A 22,369-nucleotide genomic window follows, 5' to 3' on the forward strand; every position below is an offset into this window, starting at 1 on the left:
GAACCCCTAGAGGAAGGTCTAGAAAGAAGCTATGAAGAAGGTTTTGACCATCCTGGCAGTGCTGGTCCTGCTCGCGCTCATTGTGGTGGGCGTGGGCAATTGGCTGCTCACCGGCGACGATGTTGATGGCCCGGGGCCGGGTAAGCCGACCTCTCCGCCCGCCCCGGAGGCGCAGAATCCGCCCGGATGTGTGGACGTGGAGGTGCTGGCCGCGCCGGGCACCTGGGAATCCAAGGCCGACGACGATCCGTTGGCGCCGCACGCGAACCCTAACTCGCTGCTGCTGAACGTCACCCGCCCGCTGGCTGACGAGTTCTCCCCGGACAAGGTGAAGGTGTGGACCCTGCCGTACACCGCGCAGTTCCGCAACATGAACGCGAAGCACGAGATGAGCTATGACGACTCCCGCAACCAGGGCTTCGAGCGGATGAAGGAGGAGCTGCGGGCGACGCACGAGAAGTGCCCAGCAACGTCCTTCATCCTGACCGGCTTTAGCCAGGGCGCAGTGATTACCGGCGACCTGGCGGGAGAGATCGGCAATGGGCGCGGCCCCGTGCCCGCCGACCGGGTGCTGGGAGTATCGCTGATCGCTGACGGTAGGCAGGAACTGGACAAGGGCAAGCTCGTTGGTGCGCAGGGCATCCGCGGCACCGGCGCGGAAATCGCGCTAAACCCGGTGAGCGGGCTGATCCAGACGATCGTGCCGGGCGCTACGATGCGCGGACCGCGCCCGGATGGATTCGGCGAACTGAACGATCGGGTGAACAACTACTGCGCCCCTGCGGATCTTATTTGTGACGCCCCAGCGGATCTGGGCAACGCTCTTGTGCGAGCCAAGGACCTGGTGGCCGCTAACGCTGTGCATGCGGAGTATGCGACAAACGGGAAGGTCGTGGAAGGCCAGACCGTCCCGGAGTACATCGTTGGATGGGCGCGGGATCTGATTAACGAGCGCGTGCAGTAGCTGCAGCCGCTTCGGCGGGCTCATGTTGAGGTTATTGTGGCCGTGTGCTCGAGCGGTGGGGGCACACGGCACACGGGAATGCGAAATTGCCGGGTAACAGCGGAGCACCCCGGTACGATGTGTTTCACAAGTGAAACTAAATGTTTATGGCGTTAGAGTTATGGCGCTGGAGCTAGGTAGCTAACCCGATACCGTTTGAACCGAGTGGATAAGTAGAGGAGACCCGCGTGGACATCACTGCAGCAATGGGCCAGTTTTACGACGAGCAGGGCGACATCAACGTCCCCGACCAGCTCACCCTTTCCGGCATGTGCGAAATGCTTTACACCATGGCGCAAATGGAGGGCACGGTAGATAACGTGCTGATCCGCCACTGGGACTTCAGCGACTCCCGCGAGGGCACGGTACACGAGATCACCCGCGCGCAGGTAAACACCCGCATCAAGGCCGTGTGCGTCCGCCTGCAGCAGGTCGCCAAGCCCGGCGACCGCGTGGCCATCCTGGCTAATAACTCCCCGGAGTACATGTACGCCTTCCTGGGCGCGATGTACGCCCGCATGGTGCCCGTTCCGCTGTATGACCCGAACGAGCCGGGCCACACCGGCCACCTGACCGCCGTGCTGGGCTCCTCCGAGCCGACGGTTGTGCTGACGAACAAGCGCTCCGCCACGGCCGTGCGCAAGCACTTCGCCTCTACTCCCACCACCGAGCGCCCCCGCGTGCTGACGGTGGACGCGCTGCCGGATGCGCTGGCCGACGACTGGCAGAACCCCATGGCCGCCATCATGGCGGATCCTTCGCTGGCGCCGAAGTCCAGCGAGGAGGCGTTCCTGCAGTACACCTCCGGCTCCACCCGCACCCCAGCGGGTGTGGTGCTCACCCACAAGTCGATCGTCACCAACGTGCTGCAGATCTTCAAGGCAGCGAATCTGCAGACTCCACTGCGCCTGAGCACCTGGCTGCCGCTGCACCATGACATGGGCGTGATCCTGTCCGCCTTCGTGATTATCCTGGGCCTGCCCTTCGACCTGATGTCCCCGCGCGACTTCATCCAGGATCCGACCCGCTGGGCCCGCCAGCTGAACCGCAAGAGCGAGGAAGAGAACGTCTACACCGTCGTGCCTAACTTCGCCCTGGAGCTGGCCGTGCGTTACGCCGACCCGGCGAAGGTCGCGGAGCTGGCTGAACTGGACCTATCTGCCGTCGACGGCATCATCAACGGTTCCGAGCCGGTCCACCACAGCTCCGTGCAGAAGTTCCTGGATACCTTCGAGCCCTACGGCTTCAAGAAGGAAGCCATGCGCCCGTCCTACGGCCTGGCCGAGGCCACGCTAATCGTCACCACCCCGCAGACCGACGAGCGTCCGCTGACGAAGTGGTTCAAGCGCGAGGAGCTGTCCGACGGCACCGCCGTGGAAGGCAGCGCGGACGACGCAGACAGTCTCTCCCTGGTCTCCCTGGGTCAGGTGTGCGAGCCGCAGACCATCGCGATTATCGACCCGGAGACCGGCAAGGAACTGACCGACGGCAACGTCGGCGAGATCTGGGTCCACGGCGACAACATGGCCGCGGGCTACCTGAACCGCCCGGAGGAGACTCAGGAAACGTTCCGCAACTCCCTGCCGGCTGCCAACCGCCTGGATTCCGACAGCCGCGCGGGCGACGCTCCCGAGGATAACTGGATGCGCACCGGCGACCTGGCCGTCATCGTGGATGGCCACCTGTTCATTACCGGCCGCCTGAAAGACCTCATCATCGTCGCTGGTCGTAACCACTACCCGCAGGACCTCGAGGCCACCGCCGACGAGGCCACCGAGCAGACCGCTCCGGCCGTCATCGCCGCCTTCGCCGTGGAGGCCGGCGGTTCCGCAAGCGGTGCTGCCGACGGCGAGTCCGTCGAGGGGCTCGTCATCGTCGCAGAGCGCGATCCGGACGCCAGCGAGGCCGGGGACGCGGAGGCGATCGAGGCCATGCGCGCGGCCGTCACTGCCACCCACGGTGTGCAGCCTTCCGATGTGCGCATCATCGCGCCGGGCACCCTGCCGCGTTCCTCCGCCAACAAGATCGCCCGTCGCGTGGCTGCGAAGGCGTATCTGGAGGGCACGCTGGGCGCTTAATCCATAAAGCGACCTCGGCGCGTTAAAATATAGCGCTACGGTGACTCACTCACGCCTTCCCTAAGGCATCCCGGCACGAAAGGAAACGCTACCTTCCATGGCAGACAACCAGCAGGGCGCCCCCACAGCTGACCAGCAATCCCGCCCCGCCACGATTCAGCAGATGCGGGAGTGGTTACGCACCTGGGTGGCGAACACCACCGGTTTGGATGCCGCGGAGATCTCCGACGAGCGCTCGATGCAGGACTTCGGCCTGTCTTCCCGCGACGTCGTGGTCCTTTCCGGCGACCTGGAGCGCCTGCTTGGCACGACCCTCGACGCGACGATTGCCTACGAGTTCAACACCATTGCCGCCCTGGCCGATCACCTGATGCAGGGCCGTGGTTCCGGCGCTGTTTTTGGTAGTGACGCCACCGCCTCCGCCGGCGCGGCTGCCAGCGCAGCTGGCCCGCTTCCACTGGGCCAGCGCGACATCGCTGTGGTTGGCATGGCGGGGCGCTACCCCGGGGCAGACAGTGCGGACGAGATGTGGGAGCTGTTCTCCAACTACCGCTCCGGCGTGGGCGAGCTGCCCGCGGGCCGCTGGTCGGAATACTCCCGCGACCCGGAGATGACCCGCCGCATGGAGCAGGCCCAGCTAACAGGCGGTTACATCGAGGACATCGCCTCCTTCGACGCGGAGTTCTTCGGGCTCTCCCCGCTGGAGGCTGCGAACATGGACCCGCAGCAGCGCATCATTCTGCAGCTGACGTGGGAGGCGCTGGAGGATGCGCACATTCCCGCCAATCAGCTGCGCGGCAAGCCCGTCGGCGTGTTTATGGGCAACACCAACAACGACTACGGCATGTTGATCTCCGCCGACCCGGCGGAGGCACACCCCTACGCGCTGACGGGTAACTCCAGCTCCATCATCGCCAACCGCGTGTCCTATGCCTTCGACTTCCGTGGCCCGTCCGTGGCGATGGATACGGCCTGCTCTTCGTCGCTGGTGGCAATTCACCAGGCGGTGCGCTCCCTGCGCGATGGTGATTCTGAGGTCGCTGTGGCGGGTGGCGTCAACCTCCTATGCAGCCCCTTTGCAACGGTGGCGTTCTCCGAACTCGGCGTGCTTAGCCTGACGGGCGGCATCCGTGCCTTCAGCGACGATGCCGACGGCATCGTGCGTTCCGACGGCGCGGGCGTGGTTGTGCTGAAGCGCCTGGAGGATGCGCGCCGCGATGGCGACAACGTGCTCGCCGTGATCAAGGGTTCGGCTGTGAACTCCGACGGCCGCTCCAATGGCCTGACCGCCCCGAACCCGGATGCGCAGGTGGACGTGCTGCGCAGCGCTTACGCTGACGCGCGGATTGATCCGCAGGCCGTGGACTACGTGGAGGCGCACGGCACCGGCACCATCCTGGGCGACCCGATCGAGGCCACCGCCCTGGGGACCGTCCTGGGCCGCCAACGCGATGTGGCCGAGCCTCTGCTGCTGGGCAGCGCGAAGACGAACTTCGGCCACACAGAGGCTGCCGCGGGTGTCGCGGGCGTGATGAAGGTCGTGCTTGCGATGCGCGAGGGCGTGCTGCCGCCGAGCCTGAACTACACCGGCCCGAACCCGTACATCGATTTCGACCGCGAGCACCTGGAAGTCGTGGAGGATCCACGCGAGTGGCCCGAGTACTCCGGGCGCGCCATCGCCGGAGTGTCCGGCTTCGGCTTCGGCGGCACGAATGCCCACGTGGTGATCGCGGCGCCGAACCCGGAAGAAGAGGCCGCGGCGGGCGTTGGGGCGGTCGGCGCAAATTCCGCAGCCCCCATCGGTCTGGACCGCGAGGACTCCGCGGGCGAGGCCCCGCGCGTGCTGCTGCCCGTCAGCGGACTGCTGCCTTCCCGCCGCCGTCAGGCCGCGGAAGCGCTGGCCGCATACCTGGAGCAGAACAAGGAATCTTTCACCAAGGCAGGCGATGAGGCCGACCAGCTACGCGGTGTAGCCCTCGCGTTGGCTGGCCACAACCACGGCCGTTCCCGTGGCGTGGTTTCCGCCGCTACTTTCGACGAAGCCATCGCCGGGCTGCAACGCATCGCCGCTGGCAAGCAGGGCGCAACGGTGAAGACCGCCGACTCGCCTTCGGCCAATGGCCCGGTGTGGGTCTTCTCCGGCTTCGGCTCCCAGCACCGCAAAATGGCCAAGGACCTTTACGAGCTCTCCGGGTTCTTCGCCGTCCGCCTGGACGAACTGGACCAGGTCGTGCTGGCGGAATCCGGCTGGTCCTTCGTCGAGATGGTGCTGGACGACGAGCAGAACTACGACACGGAGCGTGCCCAGGTGGGTATCACCTGTGTGCAGATTGCACTGAACGACCTCATGCGCGCGCTGGGAGCTAAGCCCGCTGCTGTTGTCGGTCAGTCGATGGGCGAGATCGCGGCGGCCTATGCCGTGGGTGGTATCACCGCCGAGGAGGCCGTGCGCACCGCCTGCCACCGCGCCCGCCTGATGGGCGAGGGGGAGCGCCTGCTGCCAGAAGACAAGCAGGGCGCCATGGCCGTGGTGGAGTTCGGTGTGGAGGAGCTCGCCACCTTCACCTCCGAGCACCCGGAATACGCCCAGGTGGAGCCCGCCGTGTACGCCGCGCCGGGCATGACGACCGTCGGCGGCCCGGCCGAGCCCGTGCAGAAGCTGGTGGAATACCTGGAGGGCGAGGGCAAGTTCGCCCGCCTGCTGAAGGTTAAGGGCGCGGGGCACACCTCGATGCTGGATCCGATCCTGGGCGAGCTGCACTACGAGATCAGCGACCTGGATCCACAGCCGATTCACACCCCGCTGTATTCCACCGTGGACCGTGGTCGCGTGTACCAGCCGGGCGAGGTTGTCCACGATGCTGAGTACTTCCTGCGCTGCACCCGCCAGCCCGTCTGGTTCTCCGAGGCGACGGGCAAGCAGTTCGACGATGGCTACCGCACCTTCATCGAGTTCTCCCCGAACCCGGTGGCCTTGATGCCGCTGATGAATAACTCCTTCGCGCACAACGCCAGCGATTCCAAGCTGATGTTCCTGCTCAAGCGCAAGGAGCCGGTCTCCCAGACCCTGCTGTCCACCCTCGCGGAGCTGTACGTGCAGGGCGCGGACCTGGATCTGAAGGCCCTGGCCGGTGGCCAGCGCGCCACCCTGCCGAAGGTGCCGGGCACACAGTGGAACCTGCAGCGCCACTGGACGAGCGCCCGCCCGTCTTCCGGTCCTGCTGTGGATCTTCCGGGCACCCGCGTGGATCTGCCCGACGGCCGCGTTGTCTTCAGCGTGCCGGCCGAAGATGTGCCGAGCATCGAGCTGCTGGCCGAAGCTGCGGCGGAGGTGCTGGCCGACGGCGCTACTGTGGCCGCCACCCGCGAGCACTCCCCGCTGCCGACGGCGGGGCAGCTGACGACCATCGCCGCCGGTTCCCTCGGCGGCTGGTCCCTGTCCGTTTATGCCGCCGACGCGCCCGGTGCGCAGTCGATGCCGCTGGTCGCGGAGGCATTCGTCGCTACTCTCGGCGGCGCGGTTGGGGCCCTGGGTGCTGTGGGTACTGACGCCGCCTCGGCATCTGCCTCCGCGAAGGCCAGCGAGGCGCCGAACGCCTCCGCCGCTGACGCTTCCACAAAGGAGAGCGCGGGCAACGCGCTGCCCGAGGTAGACGAGTCCGCTGACCGCTGGGATCCGAACTCCGGCGAGTCCGCCGGGGACCGCCTGCGCGCCATCGTCTCCGAATCCATGGGCTACGACATCGAGGACCTGCCGGGCGAGTTGCCGCTGATCGACTTGGGCCTGGATTCCCTGATGGGCATGCGCATCAAGAACCGCGTGGAGTACGACTTCGACCTGCCACCGCTGCAGGTTCAGGCACTCCGCGATGGCTCCGTGGACGACGTAATCGCACTCGTGGAGCAGATGATTGCAGAGCGTCACGCAAGCACTCCCGGCGTTGCGGACACTGCTGGCGCCGATGCTGCCGACAGTGTTGAGGTCGCTGCCGGGGGAGAAGGTGGCGTCACTAAACAAGGCGGTAGCGCAGAAGACGGCGCAGCGACCGACTACACCGCGACCGGCGGCGGCGTGGCACCACGCGACGCGAGCGAGCGCCTGGTGTTCGCCACCTGGGCAAAGGTCACCGGCAAGGCCGCCCAGGGTGTGACGAGCCAGCTGCCGAGCATCGACGAAGAACAAGCTCGGGGCATTGCGGAGCGCCTGACCGAACGCTCCGGGGCGGAGGTCAGCACCGACGATGTGCTGGCCGCTGAAACCCTCGAGCCGTTGAGCGAGAAGGTGCGCAGCAGCCTCGAAAGCGAAGTGGAAGGCAACATCCGCGTACTGCGAGCGCGCCCAGAGGGCAGCACCCAGCCTGCGGTGTTCCTGTTCCACCCAGCCGGCGGGTCCTCGGTGGTGTACGCACCGCTGATGCGCCGCCTGCCGGACGACGTTCCGGTCTACGGTGTGGAGCGCCTGGAAGGCGAGCTGGCGGACCGCGCGGCAGCCTACCTGGATGAGATTGTTGAGCTGGCCGACGGTCGTCCAGTCCTGCTGGGAGGCTGGAGCTTCGGTGGCGCCCTGGCGTACGAAGTCGCCCACCAGCTGGGCAAGCGTGCCGCAGCGGGCGAGACGAGCGCGGAGGTCGAGCGCATCGTGCTGCTAGACACCGTGCAGCCGAAGAACCCCGCCCCGGATACGAAGGAAGAAATGCACGCGCGTTGGGACCGCTACGCGGCTTTCGCGCAGAAGACCTACGGCCTGCCACTTGAGGTTCCGCACGAGCTGCTGGAACAGCAGGGCGAGGGCGTGATGATGCAGATGTTCCAGCAGTTCCTGACCTCCCCGGAGGCCAAGGGAATGGGACTGCCCGCGGGCGTGCTGGAGCACCAGCGCGCCAGCTTCGTGGATAACCGCATCCTGGAATCCCTGGACTTCCGTGCATGGGCGGACGTGAAGGCGCCGGTCACGCTGTTCCGCGCGGAGCGGATGCACGACGGCGCGATCGAGCTGGAACCAGCCTATGCCGAGGTGGCTCCGGACGGTGGTTGGGGTGTGATTGTCGAGGACCTGGAAATCGTCCAGCTGTGCGGCGACCACCTGGCTATTGTGGACGAGCCAGAGATCTCTAAAGTGGGACGTGTAATTGCCAAGCACATTGCGGACGGCGCTTAGCTGAAACACGAATGGCGACTAAATAGATAGCCCCTTAGTAGAAGGGGTTTGTCGAAAACGAAGGGACTTTCACTGTGACTGCTGCCGATGAGGGAGCAACCGCCGCCAACGGCACCGAAGCCACCGGCGCTACCGCTGAGAAGCTGGCGGAGCTGCACCGGAGGTTGGAACAGGCGCAGGACCCGGGCTCTGAGAAAGCCAAGGCCAGGCGCGATGAGGCCGGCCTCACCACGCCCCGCCAGCGCATCGACGCGCTATTGGACGAGGGAACGTTCGTGGAGATCGGCGCGCTGGGTCGTACCCCCGGCGAAGAGGATGCCCCCTACGGCGACGGTGTGGTCACCGGCTATGGTCAGGTCGGCGGCCGTACCGTGGCAGTGTACGCCCACGATAAGACGGTGTACGGCGGCTCGGTGGGCGAGACCTTCGGTAAGAAGGTCTGCGAGGTCATGGACATGGCCATCCGCATCGGCTGCCCAGTCATCGGCATTAACGATTCCGGCGGCGCCCGCATTCAGGATGCCGTGATGTCCCTGGCGATGTACTCCGAGATCTCCCGCCGCCAGTTGCCGCTGAGCGGCCAATCCCCGCAGATCTCCATCCTGCTCGGCCCGTCCGCCGGCGGTGCCGTGTATGCGCCCGTGACCACCGACTTTGTGGTGGCGGTCGAAGGCCGTACGCAGATGTTCGTGACGGGCCCGGCGGTCATCGAATCGGTGACGGGCGAGAAGATTTCGATGGAAGAGCTTGGCGGGGCGCGTCAGCAAGCCCGCAACGGCAACGTCTCCTACGTCGCAACCAGCGAGGAAGACGCTTTCAACTACGTCAAGGACCTGCTGGACTTCCTACCCTCCAGCTCCTTCGATGAGACCCCGGAGTTCTGGGCGCCGAACGACGAGCTCACCGAGCGCGACTTCGAGCTGAACGACATCATCCCGGACGATCCGAACGCGGGCTACGACATCATGGAGGTGCTCACCCGCATCTTCGACGACGACAACGTGCTGGAGGTGCAGGGCGACTACGGCTCCAACGTCGTCACCGCCTTCGCCCGCATCGATGGCCATGCGGTGGGCGTGGTGGCCAACCAGCCGATGGAGCTGGCCGGTTGCCTGGACGCCGAGGCTGCGGATAAGGCCGCGCGCTTTATCCGAATTTGTGACGCCTACAACGTCCCCCTCGTCTGGGTCGTGGACACACCCGGATACATGCCCGGCGTGGAGCAGGAAAAAGCCGGCCTGATTCACCGCGGAGCGAAGCTGGGCTTCGCCACGGTGGAGGCGACGGTGCCGAAGGTGACCGTGGTCGTGCGTAAAGCCTTTGGCGGTGGCTATGCCGTAATGGGTTCGAAGAACCTGGGCGCGGACATCAACCTGGTGTGGCCGACGGCGCAGATCGCCGTGATGGGCGCGGAGGCCGCCGTGGTGATGATGCAGGGCAAGGCCCTGGCTGCCATGCCAGAGGAGCAGCGTCCGGCGGCGAAGAAGATGTTCATGGACTTCTACAACGCGAACATGACCAGCCCCTATGTGGCGGCCGAGCGCGGCTATGTGGACTCCGTCATCACCCCGGATCAGACCCGTATCCGTCTCCGCCAGGCGATGCGCCAGCTGCGCAACAAGCAGGTGGTGGATACTCCGAAGAAGCACACCATCATGCCGATGTAGTCGGCTGCCCTAGAGGCCGATGTTGGTTCCCGCGGGCAGCTTCAGAGTGTCGGCCTTCACGAAGTAGGTGTGCATCGTGCCATTCGTCATCTCCAGGTGATCGGAGAGCGCGTCCGGCGTGCCGAGGCCGATCTTCTTAGCGGCTTCCTGCAGTTCCTTCGGCGCCATGTTTGCGTCGATGGGCAGCGGGATCAGCGGCAGCCCGGCCACGCGCGGCGTGACCTCCAGCGAGCTCACCACGATGTGGAAGTTCCCAGTCAGCGTGGTGGTCTGCCCCGGGCCGGTCCGCTGCCAGATGCCACCTTCCGGACCTGCTCCCGGGGTGGGGAACTGCACTGAAAGGTTCGTCAGAACGGCCCTGTTCGCGTCGATGCGCAGCGCTGGCTTCGGCCCTTGTGGGGTGGGCTGTTGAATCAGCGACATCTTCACGTGTCCAAGCAGGCGCGTGTTATCCGCCTTGATGATGTACGTCCCCTGCTGGATCGGCTTTTCGCCCTCGATCGGCCCCGGCGGGGTGAGATCCATCCGCAAGTTCTCTGGTACCTCGGGCGCTGGCGGCGGAGGTGGCAAATCCGGCAGCGGCGGCGGAGGCGGAAGCTGCAGCTGAGCCTCGGCGCTCGGCGTGGACTCGACAGCCAGCGCCGCCACCAGCCCGCACATCGACGCCGCCGCAACGACGGCCTTCGCAGCGCTGGAGCTGCCGCGTTTACGCTGCTTGCTCATCTACCTTCCTCTTCTTGCCTTTATTCTTGCCCTTGCCGTTCTTTCTGACGCCCTTAGGCGCCCTTTCTTCATCCGTCCACGACAGTGCCAGGGCTCCGCCGATAACGGCGCACAGGGTACCCAGAACGAAGCCGCCGATATTCGACATGGGCAGAGCCACGATGCCGAGGATCAGGGAGGCCACGCCCGTGAGCAGGCGAGTGTCCGGCTTGAACCACGTCATCAGTGCCGAGGTGATGAGCAAGGCACCGATCAGCAGCGTGGACACGCCGGAGATCGTGGACACCTGGATGACAATGTTCGATACCTCGAAGGACAGGTATGCCGGGACGATCATGATGATGCCCGACAACAGCATGAACAGGCCGGCTGCGAATGGACGACGACGGCGCCAGTTGCCGAAGCCACGGGTGTTCTTAAACGCGGGAACGTTCTGTCCTTCGGACTCGTTATATGCGGCGCCCTGTACTTCAGTGCCCTGGTCGGCGTCTGCCCCTAGGTCTGACTGCAGGTTGTCATCCAGGTCCGGGTCGTAGTTCGGATCCAGCTCGGTGGTTTGGTTGAGCTCTGGGTTCGTGTTGGGATCCGTGCCGGGGTTAGCACTCGGCATTGTCGTTTTCCACAATCGCGATCTTGCTGCCGCCGGCGGTCATCTTGTCCGCCGACAGAGAGGTCGCCTCGATGCCCTGCCCCTTAGCGGATAGGGAATCGGCAACGAGACCCCAGGCGCCGTCCGGTGCGTCCTTGTCGACCTTGCCCGCATTAATACCGATCTGCGGGTTCGTCAGGGTCAGGTCGCCCGACAGCTTGCGGGCGCCGATCAGCATGTTCTCGGCGGAGAAGTTCTGGCCGGGAACGGTCATTTGGAACTTCCTATCCCCAACGCCGGGAATCTTGATTGGTGCCGTCATGCAGACGTCGGTCACCTTGGCATCCTTGATACGCAGGCGGGAGATCGCCTGGTCGCCATTGTGCATTTTGTCGACGTCGGTGAAGAGGTCGAAGCCCTTACCGTCCAGCTCGGCGACGTGCATGTTGAAGATCGTGCCGGAGAGCGCCAGGTGCGCCGACACACCACCCTGGGCGACTGCGACGCCCATGCCTGCGGTGGCTAGCAATCCCACGCCGAGGATTGATGCGAAACGTAGTTTGCGAGTATGTCCCATGCGAGTGATCTTAAACACACTTACGGGCAAGTGGGAGGTTTTTTATCTAAAAAGATCTGATAGTTCTAATAATTTTTCTCGCAAACTCGGGGGCGCACGAGTTAATTGCTCAAGTGTTAAGAGCCTGCTGAGGGGGCAGGGGTTGAAACTAGGGGCGTCATTAAGAAAGGGCCTTATCGCGTTGCATGGCGGCGAAGGCGGTGACGAGGGCGATGAGAGTCAACAGCATCAACCACCCGATGAACAAGCCCCAGCCGTGGGCGAAGAAATAGCCGGAGACCCAGCCGATTAGGGAGGAGCCGAGGTAGTAGCTCAAGATGTACAAGCTGGAGGCTTCGGCGCGATCCTGCTGGGCGACCTCGCCGACCCACGCGCTGGCGATCGAGTGAGCGGGGAAGAAGGTTGCGGTAAAGATCAGCACCGCCACCAGCGTGGTGGGGACGGTCGGGATGAAGGCCAGCAAGAGGCCCGCAAGAGCCATGGTGATACAGGCAACCACGACCTTTGCCTGGCCATAGCGGTTCACCAACTTGCCCGTGCGCGTGGACGTCCACGTGCCCGACAGGTAGATGACGAAAACCAACGCGGCCAGGGATTCCGGCAGGCCGAAGGTATCAATCAGGCGGAAGGTCATGTAGTTGTACATGGAAACGAAGCTGCCCATCAGCAGGAAAGGCAACAGGAAGAGCTTCAGCAGGATCGGGTCGCGCAGGTGGTTGGCGAAGGCCTGCACCTCGTGGGACAGGGTGATCTTCTTCGGGGTGAAGAAGCGTTGCTTGGGTAGCACCCAAGTGGTCACGAGCGCCATCGAGAACGCGAAGAGTGCGCTGAGCAGGGTGGCTATGCGCCAGTCCGTGAACTCCAGAGCGATGCCCGGGATGAGCCTGCCGATCAGGCCGCCCAGCGAGTTGCCCGCAATATAGAACCCCATGATGCGAGGCAGGTAGCTGCGGTCGATCTCCTCGGAAAGGAAGGCCATGGTCACGGCCGGGACACCCGCCACGGCGAAGCCCTGCAGAAGGCGCAGTGCAATGATCGATTGGATTGAGGGTAAGGCGACCAAAGCGATGGAAAGGAGGGTGGCCACCAGGACGGACGCCTGGATTACGCGGCGCCGGCCGAAGCGCTCCGAAATGACGCTGAGTGGAATGACCATGAAAGCCAGGCCGCCCGTGGTGGCGGAGACGGTCAGCGCGGCCAGTGAGGGCGAAATGCCGAAGTCCTCCGACAATGCCGGGAGGACAGCCTGGGTGGCGTACAGAGCGTTGTACGAAGCTAGGCCCGAACACAAGGAGGCGATGAGGGCCATCTTGTAGCCCTTATCCTCTGGGGTGAGGGGGCGGATGTCCTTTGCGTCTGCGGTGTTCGCGGCATCTGCGAGGGTGTTCGTCACCGAGCAAGCTCCTTCCTGTGTCCGGGTGGCTCTCTAGGGACCCAAGCTCACAATTGATGTTTCTAGTGTGACGCAACCAGTATCAATTCACTAAATGCAATAAATAGTTCTAGCTGTCCCGGAAAGTGCATATGCTGAGGTGTGGGCGTCAACAACAAGAAAGGCACACAGCGTGAAGGACCTAACGTGGTTCCTGGACCTAGCCGAAACACAAAACATGGTGGATACATCGCTGCACCTGGGGATCAGCCAGTCTGCTCTCTCCCGACGGCTATCGGCGCTGGAAAGAGAGCTTGGCACGGAGCTGTTCGACCGCAACGGCAGACACCTCGCGCTCAACGAATGCGGAGCCGCGCTCGCCACGAACGCCCGCGAGGCTAACGAGGCATGGCAGCGGGGAGTCGACGAAGTACACCGGCTGATGGACCCGGAGCGGGGTACCGTGCGCGTGGACTTCATGCACTCGCTGGGAACGTGGATGGTGCCGCAGCTGTTGCGGGAGTTTAGGAACGCGCACCCGCAGGTGAGATTCGAGTTGGTGCAGGGCGCCGCACGTCCACTGACGGATCGCGTGATCGCCGGAGAATCCGATGTGGCGATGGTCGGGCCGAAACCTCATGCGCTGGTGGAAGCCGGCGAAGTGCGTTGGCAGCAGCTGGCCACCCAGAGGCTGGCGATGGCGGTGCCAACGAACCACCGTTGGGCAGGACGCACAAGCATCAGCATCGCAGAGGCCAAAGACGAACCCATTGTGGCTATGCTGCCGGGATACGGAACGCGGATGCTGCTGGACGATCTGGCGGCCGCGGCGGGTTTCCGGCCGCGCCTGGTGTTTGAGTCGATGGAGCTTACCACGATGGCGGGGCTGGTAAGCGCCGGTCTGGGCGTGGCGCTGCTGCCGATGGGGGATCCGAACCTGGTGGTCGCAGGCATAAGAATGCTCCCCCTCGAGGAAGACCGCGAGAGGGAGCTGGGGATGGTCTGGAGCGCGCGGGCCCGGTCGGCTCCCGCCGCCGAGGCGTTCCGCGCGTTCGTCGTGGACCAGGCGGTCCGGCGTGACGGCCGGCTGCGCTTCGGCTAGCGCCCGAGCTTAAACGCCGATGGTGCCGAAGTCGTCCTTCCAGGCAACCACGGTCGCCGGGCGGGCGATGGAATCGCCGCCATCCGGCCAGTGGGAGGTAGAGGTCTTGACGGTGGCCTCTTCGTCCTCACCCGGGTGCTGAACGTTGACGATCACGCGCTTGTCGAAGACCAGCGGGCCACAGGTCTCGGCGCCAGCCGGGACAGTCAGGAACTGCTTGGTCAAGCCGCGGGTCTCGCCCTCCAGGGCGACGGCGAACAGGCCGTCGTTGGACTCCAGGGCGTTGCCGTCGGTGGAGACCCACAGGTTGCCGAAGGAGTCGAAGGTGACGTTGTCCGGGCAGGAGATCGGGGAGACCTTGGACTTGTCGAAGCCGCCGAAGTAGGTCTCGGCCTCGTCCGGGTCACCACACACCAGCAGCAGGTTCCACTTCAGTTCCTCGCCGGTGAAGTCGTCCTCGATCTCGAGAACCATGCCGTTCTTGTTCTCCTTGACTGGGGCGTACTCCTTGACGCCTTCCTTGTTCTTGCCCTCTTCTTGCGTGCCGCGGTACTTGTTGTTGGTCAGAGCAGCGTAGACCTTGCCGGTGGTCGGGTGCGGCTCGACGTCCTCCGGGCGGTCCATCTTGGTGGCGCCGACCTTGTCGCCAGCCTCACGGGTGAAGATGATGACTTCCTCGGCGGACATGCCGTCGACGTGGGACTCTGCGGAGCCGTCCTCCTTGACGGTAACCAGCTTGATCCACTTGCCGGTGCCGTCGAACTTCTCGCCCTCCGGTGGGTTGTTCTCGTCGAAGTCATCGTTGTTGCCCTCGAAGGTGGCAACGTACAGGGTGCCCTCGTCCAGGATCTTCATGTTCTCCTCGCGGTCCTTGTCGGAGTTGCCGCTGCGCACCTTGCGGGAGGAAACGAACTTGTAGATGTACTCGAAGCGGGAGTCGTCGCCGGAGTATGCAACTACGGTGCCGTCGTTGGTGACGTGGATGTTGGCGCCCTCGTGCTTGAAACGGCCCAGGGCGGTGTGCTTAACCGGGGTGGACTTCGGATCCCACGGGTTCACCTCAACCACGTAGTTGAAGCGGTTCGGCTCGTTCGGCTCCTTGGTCACGTCGAAGCGGTCGTAGTGCTTCTCCCACTGACGAGCGGTCTTGGCATCCTCGATGCCGTAGCGGCTCAGGCGCTCGCGCTCCTTCTCGTCCTTAACGTTCTCGCCACCGGCGAAGTACTGGTCAACATTCTCCTCGCCGGAGAGGATGGTGCCCCACGGGGTCACGCCACCGGAGCAGTTGTTGAAGGTGCCCTTGACGATCTTGCCTTCCTTGTCGTCAGAAGTCTTCACCAGGTCGTGGCCAACGATCGGGCCACGCAGCTCGAACTCGGTGGTGCCGGTCAGGCGACGGTTGTACTTGCCCATGACGGGCTTCAGCTTGCCGTCTTTATCGTTGCCCTCAACCTCGACGATAGACATGCCGTGGTTGGCCAGCTCGATGTCCACGTGCTCCTTGGACGGGTTGTCGATGTCGTAGTCCGGGAACATCTGCTGCGGGGTGGTGTACTCGTGGTTGGAGATCAGCAGGAAGCGGTTGTCCTCGCCCTCGATCGGCAGCAGAGCGGCGAAGTCGCAATTGAAGCCGTACTGCTTGGCGGCCTGCTCGGCGGTCTGCTTGTCTACGTCGAACTCCTCGGCGCCCTCAACCACCGGGTCGCCCCAGCGGATAACAACGTCGGACTTGTAACCAGCCGGTACAACGACCTCGTCCTTGGTGTTCGGCTCGACCATCTCGAACTTCAGGCCGTCCGGCGCGTCTGCGCTGTTGCCGGAGCCGCCCTTGTTCTCGCCGTTGCCGCCCTTGGCGCTGTTGCCCTCACCGTTGTCGTCACTGCAAGCTGCCAGGAAGGAAGCGCCGCCAACGGTGACCATAGCGGCACCACCGGCGCGCAGTGCGGTGCGGCGCGAGAAGGTGCCCTGGATCAGGTCCATGAAGTAGTTGTTGTCGGACTTGTTGTTCACCGGCTTGGAGCAAGCGTCGCCGCACTTGTAAACGCAGGTGCGGTGGGAACGGCTGGACGTGAAGTCCATCTTCTTCAGCAGGTTGCGACCCTTAAGGCCCATGGGGATCTCTCCTCAGTGTTCGTCAGTCTATGTCGGAGTTCGTCAGCAGCAGTGTGCAGATTGCTCACAAGACTCTAAGCAACGCGAAAGAACCTGACGTAGCGCGAAGATGTACGTCAGGTTAATTCAACTGAAAGGCTGTTTACCTACTACTTGCTGAACATTCGGCCCATGCGCTTCATGCGCGACAGCCTGCGCAGCCGCCCGAGGCGGAACATTCCGCGCCAGCCGAATAGCAGAAGGCCGCTCATCACAGTGGCAACGATCATGAAAGACCAGTGCGGCACCTCTCCGTGGCGCACGCCCCAGATCCCCAGACCGGCGATCACGTTGACGACCCACACCAGAGCACCGGTGGAGAACTCGAAACCGCTGAAGCCCGTCCCCTTGGCGCCACCCGGTCGAACCACGCCAATCCACAGCAGAGCCCAGGCGATCGCCACACCGATGAGGAAAGGCCAGGAGGTATCCAGCCAGCCGCCGAAGCTCAGCGGCATCTCCGGAGTGTTGTGCGCAATGCGCGCCAGCAGCGCAAACAGCAGGACGGCGATCACGTCGAAAAACAGCGCAACCCCCGGCGATCGCTGGATGGTGCCGGGGGTGTCTCCAGTGGAGGTGCTATCGAGGTTGCTCATGCCCCTCATCTTACTGTGCCTAGTTGGCCTAGTTGAGCCTTAGCGTGCCCTGCCGACGGGTTCTTCCTGCTTTTCTTCTTGACGCTCCGTCTCCGCCGCCGCATCTTCAGCATTGCCTTTGGAGTTGACCATCTTGGTGGCGAAGAAGACGATCCATCCGACCAACGCCAGACCGACGAAGCTGAGCATGCGGAAGACGATGACGGCTCCGAATGCCTGGACGGAGGTCAGGGTGCCGAACCCGACCAGGGCACTGGTCAGTGCGACGTCCACTGGGCCCAGTCCGCCGGGGGTGACCTGCGCCTGCCCCACCAGCTTGGCGGTGAGGAAGGCCAGCACCACGCCCGCGATGGGTGGGGTGGCGCCGATAGCGTAGATGCAGGCCAGCAGGCAGAGGATCTCGAAAACCCAGTTGCCAAGGCTGGCGGCGATTGCGGCGGCCAGTTTGGTCAGTGGCAGTTCCACGGCCGACAGCTGGCGGGAGAACCCGCGGACACTGTCGGTGAAGCGGTTGACGGGCTTGCCGCGACGGGCGTTGAAAGTCCGCAGTCGGTTGACTAGCCAACGCTCCACCTTGTCCCGGTTCTTTGCCACCCAGTTGGTGAGGATCGCCAGCGCGACGAGGGCGATCAGGGACATGGCCAACGTCAATGGCTTTACTGTCAGCCCGAGGAAGAACACGGCGCCGATGGCCAGGATCGCCATGCCGCCGCTTGCCAGTGCGCCGGAGAGCAGCATGTACCAGCTGGCAATGACGGGGGTGGCGCCCCACTTGAGCTGCTCGCGGAAGATCATGGCCGCCGACAGCGCCGGTCCGCCGGGGAAAGTCGAGGACCAGGCGTTAGCCGCCAGCCCTAGCGAGTTGGCGCTGATGCGCTTCACCTTCACCCCAGCGCTGCGCAGCAGCACGACCATCACCTCGGCCTGCGCGACCATGGAGGCTGCGAGAGCCAGGATGGCCAGGCCGATCCAGCGCTTGTCGGCATGAGCCAACTCGCGCCAGCCATCGCCGATGAAGTGCAGGTGCTCCCGGGCGAGGAAGGCGATGATGGCAATCAGCGCCAGGCAGAGCAGAGTCCTGACTTCCGTGCGCCGCCACAGATCACGCATTAGCGCTCGCCCCCGCCCCCGCCGTCGGGATTATTGCGGCTTTCTTCGACGCGTCGCATCAGCTCCGCGAAAGGCAGGTTCCGCTGACGTGCGGGAGCCTCACCGGAGCGCTGGGCGGGCACGGGGGCGATGGCGTCCACACCAGAAAGTTCCGCAACCGTCACCCGCGACGAACGGGCAGCAGGCGTTGCCTCGCGAGGCGATGCCTCCAACTGCTCGTTGTGCCCAACCTTCTCCGACAAACGCTTGACCCACTTTGGAGCCCACCAGTTGTCGGTGCCCAGCAGGTGCATGACGGACGGGACGAGGAGCATGCGGATGATTGTGGCATCGAGGAGTAGAGCAATGACCATGCCGAAGGCGATGTACTTCATCATCACGATCGAGGAGAACCCGAAGGCACCGCAGACCACGATCATGATCAGCGCGGCGGCGGTGATGATGCTGCCGGTGGTGGCCGTGCCGAAGCGGATCGCCTGATCCGTGGACGCACCCCGGGCGCGGGCCTCCACCATGCGGGAGACCAGGAACACCTCGTAGTCGGTCGAGAGGCCGAAGACGATGGCGATGATCAGCACCAGCACCGGGGAAGTCAGCGGCCCGGCGGTGAAGTTAAACATGTCCGCGCCGTGGCCGTCGACGAAGATCAGCGTCAACAGGCCGAGTGTCGCGCCGGTGCCCAGGATGTTCATGATCACGGCCTTGGCAGGAATGATCAGCGAGCCGAAGATCATGGCCATCAGCACGAAGCTGACCAGCACGATATACAGCAACATCCACGGCAGCTTCTCGAACAGCGCGTCGATGGATTCGACCTCCAGAGCCGGGGTGCCGGCGACGTACACGTTGGCACCGTCGACGTTGATGTCCTCCAGAGCATTGACGATGCGGTCGTTGTCATCGCGGTCTGCAATGCCGGTGGACAGCACCGTCACGTCGTCCTTCGTGGGGCGGGAGACCTGGAACGGGGCCGTCAGGCCCGGAACCGCGTTGGCCTCCTTGTACACCGCAGCCACGGTCTTGGAATCGCCCTCGATGACCAGCTTGATCGGGTCGGTGCGGAACTGCGGGAACTTCTCGGTGAACTCCTCCTGGTTCACGCGCGTCTGGTTCGACGGCGGCAGGTAGGTCTCGTTCATGCCACCCAGCTTGATGCCCGCAATCGGCACCGCCATCAGCAGCATGCCGCCGACGATCACGACCGTAAACAGCTTCGAGTGGCGCATGGCGAAGGCCGGGATGCGGCCCCAAATGCCTTCGACCTGCTCGGATCGGCGCCGGGACTGCTTCTTCTTAAATGACCACTTGTCGATGTTCGGCCCCAGCATCGCGAAGATACTCGGCAGGACAGCCATGGACAGTAGCGCGGCCAGACCCACAGCGGAGATCGCACCGAATGCCACGGACTTCAAGAAGGCCTGCGGGAAGATGAACAAACCGGACAGCGCCACGGCCACCATCGCCGCGGAGAAGACCACAGTCTTACCTGCAGTGGCAGTGGTGTTGCGCACGGCCGTGCGAGTGTCGTGGCCCTCCGCCATCTCCTCGCGGAAACGGGAGACCATGAACAGGCCGTAGTCGATGGCCAGGCCCAGGCCCAGCAGCGTGACCACAGACTGGGCGAACACGTTGATCTGTGTGAAGCTAGCCAGGATCGCCAGCACACCCATGGATCCCAGGATCGACAGGCCACCCACCAGTAGCGGCATAAACGCGGCGATCAGGCCGCCGAAAACGATCAGCAGCAGCAGACCCACGGCGGGCAGTGCGTAGATCTCGGCACGGTGAATGTCGCCGGCCATGCCCTCGTCCAGGGAGTCCGAAACCGCCGTGGCGCCGGCGATCTTCACATCCACGCCCGGGGCGCTGATGGCCCGCAGGTCGTCCTCGATCTTGCGGAAGTTGATCAGCACATCGTCTTCGATACCCTGCAGCCCGATGGAGGCGAAGGCCGCGGTGCCGTCCGGGTTGGCCATGGCCGCCGGGCCGCGATTGAAGTAGCTGGTCACACCCCCGATCTCGTCGGGGTGATCCTTGCGCAGCTGCTCGATCTGCTGGGTGATGGCCTGCTTGACCTCGTCCGAGGTTGCAGATCCCGGCTTATCGCCGGTGACCATCAGGATTACATCCCCGTTGGCGTCACGACCAAAAACCTCTTGCTCGATCTGCGCAGCCTTCGTGGACTGCGAGTTCGGGTCGTCCCACCCCTCCTGGCTCATTCGGTCGGCCAGTTTCAGCCCGGCGACGACATACAGCACCAGGATCGCCGCGATGATCACCAGAGGGATCAGCCGGCGGAACCGGTAGGCAACATCGCCCCAAGAGCTAAACAACGTGAGTGGTCCTTTCTATAACGCCAGAATTCCCTCTAGTCTACGAAGCCGACCAGGGCGAACAGCAAATTTTCCGGGGTGTGTTAGCTATTTCTTCCGCCACAGGTACTCGCGGATGATGTGTTCCTTATCCAAGCCTTTGCCCTCGAACTTGGTGATTACCTGGCGATCCGTCAGCTGTGGAATGTCCGACTGGTCCTCGGGCCAGCCCAGATATTCCAGCTGCTCCTCGACCTCTACCAGTTCGTCGATCCACTCTGCGTAGTCCGCGTGGTCGGTGGCGATGTGCAGAATGCCACCCGGCTTGAGGCGGGAGGCGATCAGGTGCAGCGTGCCGGATTGCACGATGCGCCGCTTGTGGTGGCGGGCCTTGGGCCACGGGTCCGGGAAGTAGATGCGCACGCCGGATAGCGACTCTGACGCGAACATGCGCTGCAGAACCTCCACGCCGTCGCCGCGGATCATGCGTACATTGTGAATGTCGCCGCGCACCACGGAACCCAGCAGCTTGGCCAGCCCGGGTCGGTAGAGTTCGACGGCGACGATGTTCTTTTCCGCCTCCAGCGGCGCCATCGCGGCGGTCGAGGTGCCCGTTCCGGAGCCAATTTCCACAATTGTTTCGGCATCGCGGCCGAACCATTCGGGCAGGTCAATGACCTCGTCGGCGAGGACTTTGCCCAGCTTAGGCCAGTGTTCGTTCCACAGGGTCTCCTGGTTGTCGGTCAGGGTGCCGCGCCGGAAGCTAAAGTTTCCCAGTCGCGGATAGTCGCGACCGTCGTTAAACTCTGTCTGTGGTGGGCGGCCTGGGGGAAGGCTGCCTGGCGTGTTATCGGAATTATTCATCCAGACCATTCTTGCAGATGGCCTGCGGAATGTCTTAAGCCAAGTGGGGGAGCTAACAAAGATGTTGAAGACCATTTCGGTCATTGGCCCGGATGCGCGCGCGGTCGCCGAGTGCGCCGCGCAGTTGCGCACGCGGGTGGAAGCTAAGGCAAGTGCAAGCACGGCGGGGGAGCGCTTCGAGGTTGTGGAGGGTGCTGGCCCGGAGCGGCATCCCGATGTTGTTGTTGCGGCGGTGGGGCACGCCACCGCGGAGGATCGCGAGGTCGCCCGGGCCGTCGCGCAGGCTATGGGTGTGGTGTTGCTCTGGCCCTTTGGTAGTGACGCCCCCTCGTCTGAATGGGCCCACACCCCAGGCTGGGTCTGGTGCGAGGATGTGGACGAGGTGTGCGAGTGGATCCGGGAGCTGTGCGTGGATGTAAACGAGTGGGAGGTGCAGGCGCGCCGGGCGGATGCCGAGAGGCTGGACCGGGTGCGCATCGCCACGCGGCTGAGCGCGACCCGGATCGCCCAGGAGGTGCTGGAGGACGCCGGCGCTGCTGACCGGGTGCGCGGCACTCGTGACGTTAGGGGTGCTTGGGGTGCTAGGGGCACTAGTGCTGCGAGGAGTGCTAGGAGCGCTGAAGGTTTCGAGTATCTGCACGCTGTATTCATGGCGCGGCTGCGCTTGGCGGTGCTGGAACAGGGAGTGGTCTTCCCCGCACTTCCGGAAACACAGGAGGAGGCCCCGGCACGGCCTGTTGCGGCGGTGGGCTCGCGGGCGAGCGTGGTGCTCGCCGCCGCGGCTGGCCTGGCAGCAGGATTGGGTTTGGGGACCATGGTCGGCAGGCTCTCCGGGCCGGCGGCCGGCGTGATAGTCGGCGTGGTGGTGACTCTGGCAGTGGTGGGGGCGCGGCTGGTCATGCTGCGCTCCGAAGCGCTGAAGGCCCGGGCTGCCAAGGAGGATGCAGTATTGCGACAGCATTGGTCGGCAGTGGTGACGGAGGTGGTTGCCCGGCTGGAAATCCCGCCGGTGGCGCCCCGCATCCGCAGCCTGGCGCTGGAGGCGAACTGATGGGTGAACTAATGGA

The 22,369-nt window shown here is 64.3% G+C and carries 15 protein-coding genes; 6 read left to right on the top strand and 9 right to left on the bottom strand.

All coding sequences use genetic code 11. The features are described 5' to 3' along the window. Nucleotides 1–31 precede the first annotated feature (31 nt). From QKE30_RS07795 to QKE30_RS07810, 4 genes are all read left to right on the top strand, one after another. Complete coding sequence (locus tag QKE30_RS07795) at nt 32–964, top strand: cutinase family protein (protein WP_239201978.1); 933 nt, start codon at nt 32–34, stop codon at nt 962–964. Between the two features lie 227 nt (nt 965–1,191). Next, a complete protein-coding gene (locus QKE30_RS07800) occupies nt 1,192–3,081 on the top strand; it encodes a FadD32-like long-chain-fatty-acid--AMP ligase (RefSeq protein ID WP_239201976.1) in 1,890 nt (629 codons plus the stop codon). A gap of 97 nt (nt 3,082–3,178) precedes the next feature. Next, a complete protein-coding gene (gene pks13 / locus QKE30_RS07805; RefSeq protein WP_239201974.1) occupies nt 3,179–8,239 on the top strand; it encodes a polyketide synthase Pks13 in 5,061 nt (1,686 codons plus the stop codon). A gap of 74 nt (nt 8,240–8,313) precedes the next feature. Next, nucleotides 8,314–9,906, top strand: a complete 1,593-nt coding sequence (locus QKE30_RS07810; RefSeq protein ID WP_239201972.1) for an acyl-CoA carboxylase subunit beta — start codon at nt 8,314–8,316, stop codon at nt 9,904–9,906. Nucleotides 9,907–9,915: 9 nt separating this feature from the next. Here QKE30_RS07810 and QKE30_RS07815 read toward each other — a convergent pair whose 3' ends face one another. The 4 genes from QKE30_RS07815 to QKE30_RS07830 all read right to left on the bottom strand — a co-directional run bounded on the left by QKE30_RS07815 (nt 9,916) and on the right by QKE30_RS07830 (nt 13,188). Next, nucleotides 9,916–10,629, bottom strand: coding sequence for a hypothetical protein (locus QKE30_RS07815; RefSeq protein WP_239202039.1), 714 nt, complete (start codon nt 10,627–10,629; stop codon nt 9,916–9,918). After that, a complete protein-coding gene (locus QKE30_RS07820) occupies nt 10,613–11,239 on the bottom strand; it encodes a DUF6114 domain-containing protein (RefSeq protein WP_239201971.1) in 627 nt (208 codons plus the stop codon). Before QKE30_RS07820 ends, QKE30_RS07815 begins: the two co-directional genes overlap by 17 nt. Further along, the gene (locus QKE30_RS07825) at nt 11,226–11,795 is read right to left on the bottom strand and encodes a DUF6230 family protein (RefSeq protein WP_239201970.1); all 570 of its coding nucleotides are present in this window, start codon (nt 11,793–11,795) and stop codon (nt 11,226–11,228) included. Before QKE30_RS07825 ends, QKE30_RS07820 begins: the two co-directional genes overlap by 14 nt. A 160-nt stretch (nt 11,796–11,955) precedes the next feature. Continuing rightward, nucleotides 11,956–13,188, bottom strand: coding sequence for an MFS transporter (locus tag QKE30_RS07830; protein ID WP_239201969.1), 1,233 nt, complete (start codon nt 13,186–13,188; stop codon nt 11,956–11,958). Between the two features lie 172 nt (nt 13,189–13,360). Here QKE30_RS07830 and QKE30_RS07835 point away from each other — a divergent pair, with 172 nt between their 5' ends. Then, nucleotides 13,361–14,269, top strand: a complete 909-nt coding sequence (locus QKE30_RS07835) for a LysR family transcriptional regulator (protein WP_293818166.1) — start codon at nt 13,361–13,363, stop codon at nt 14,267–14,269. 9 nt (nt 14,270–14,278) lie between these two features. Here QKE30_RS07835 and QKE30_RS07840 read toward each other — a convergent pair whose 3' ends face one another. From QKE30_RS07840 to trmB, 5 genes are all read right to left on the bottom strand, one after another. Further along, nucleotides 14,279–16,381 carry a PhoX family phosphatase gene (locus QKE30_RS07840; protein WP_239201967.1) on the bottom strand — a complete coding sequence of 701 codons (2,103 nt, stop codon included), beginning with the start codon at nt 16,379–16,381 and terminating at the stop codon, nt 14,279–14,281. A 149-nt stretch (nt 16,382–16,530) separates the two neighbouring features. After that, nucleotides 16,531–17,016 (bottom strand): DUF3054 domain-containing protein, encoded by a 486-nt coding sequence (locus QKE30_RS07845; protein ID WP_239201966.1) that lies wholly within the window; start codon nt 17,014–17,016, stop codon nt 16,531–16,533. 39 nt (nt 17,017–17,055) lie between these two features. Next, nucleotides 17,056–18,126, bottom strand: a complete 1,071-nt coding sequence (locus tag QKE30_RS07850) for a YbhN family protein (protein ID WP_347934527.1) — start codon at nt 18,124–18,126, stop codon at nt 17,056–17,058. Then, a complete protein-coding gene (locus QKE30_RS07855) occupies nt 18,126–20,459 on the bottom strand; it encodes an MMPL family transporter (RefSeq protein ID WP_347934528.1) in 2,334 nt (777 codons plus the stop codon). The genes QKE30_RS07850 and QKE30_RS07855 overlap by 1 nt, the downstream gene beginning before the upstream one ends. Nucleotides 20,460–20,546: 87 nt before the next feature. Further along, complete coding sequence (gene trmB, locus QKE30_RS07860; RefSeq protein WP_239201961.1) at nt 20,547–21,311, bottom strand: tRNA (guanosine(46)-N7)-methyltransferase TrmB; 765 nt, start codon at nt 21,309–21,311, stop codon at nt 20,547–20,549. Between the two features lie 52 nt (nt 21,312–21,363). On the opposite strand from trmB, the gene QKE30_RS07865 reads away from it, so the two are divergent. Continuing rightward, complete coding sequence (locus QKE30_RS07865) at nt 21,364–22,353, top strand: hypothetical protein (RefSeq protein ID WP_239201959.1); 990 nt, start codon at nt 21,364–21,366, stop codon at nt 22,351–22,353. The last annotated feature ends 16 nt before the right edge of the window (nt 22,354–22,369 follow it).

It is taken from the genome of Corynebacterium sp. c24Ua_83, from assembly GCF_039907245.1.
Lineage (GTDB): Bacteria > Actinomycetota > Actinomycetes > Mycobacteriales > Mycobacteriaceae > Corynebacterium.

Coding starts and splice junctions, on each gene's coding strand:
- QKE30_RS07825 (WP_239201970.1), bottom strand. CDS start 11,795: ATGGGACATACTCGCAAACTACGTTTCGCATCAATCCTCGGCGTGGGA.
- QKE30_RS07820 (WP_239201971.1), bottom strand. CDS start 11,239: ATGCCGAGTGCTAACCCCGGCACGGATCCCAACACGAACCCAGAGCTC.
- pks13 (WP_239201974.1), top strand. CDS start 3,179: ATGGCAGACAACCAGCAGGGCGCCCCCACAGCTGACCAGCAATCCCGC.
- QKE30_RS07815 (WP_239202039.1), bottom strand. CDS start 10,629: ATGAGCAAGCAGCGTAAACGCGGCAGCTCCAGCGCTGCGAAGGCCGTC.
- QKE30_RS07850 (WP_347934527.1), bottom strand. CDS start 18,126: ATGCGTGATCTGTGGCGGCGCACGGAAGTCAGGACTCTGCTCTGCCTG.
- QKE30_RS07840 (WP_239201967.1), bottom strand. CDS start 16,381: ATGGGCCTTAAGGGTCGCAACCTGCTGAAGAAGATGGACTTCACGTCC.
- trmB (WP_239201961.1), bottom strand. CDS start 21,311: ATGGTCTGGATGAATAATTCCGATAACACGCCAGGCAGCCTTCCCCCA.
- QKE30_RS07865 (WP_239201959.1), top strand. CDS start 21,364: ATGTTGAAGACCATTTCGGTCATTGGCCCGGATGCGCGCGCGGTCGCC.
- QKE30_RS07845 (WP_239201966.1), bottom strand. CDS start 17,016: ATGAGCAACCTCGATAGCACCTCCACTGGAGACACCCCCGGCACCATC.
- QKE30_RS07795 (WP_239201978.1), top strand. CDS start 32: ATGAAGAAGGTTTTGACCATCCTGGCAGTGCTGGTCCTGCTCGCGCTC.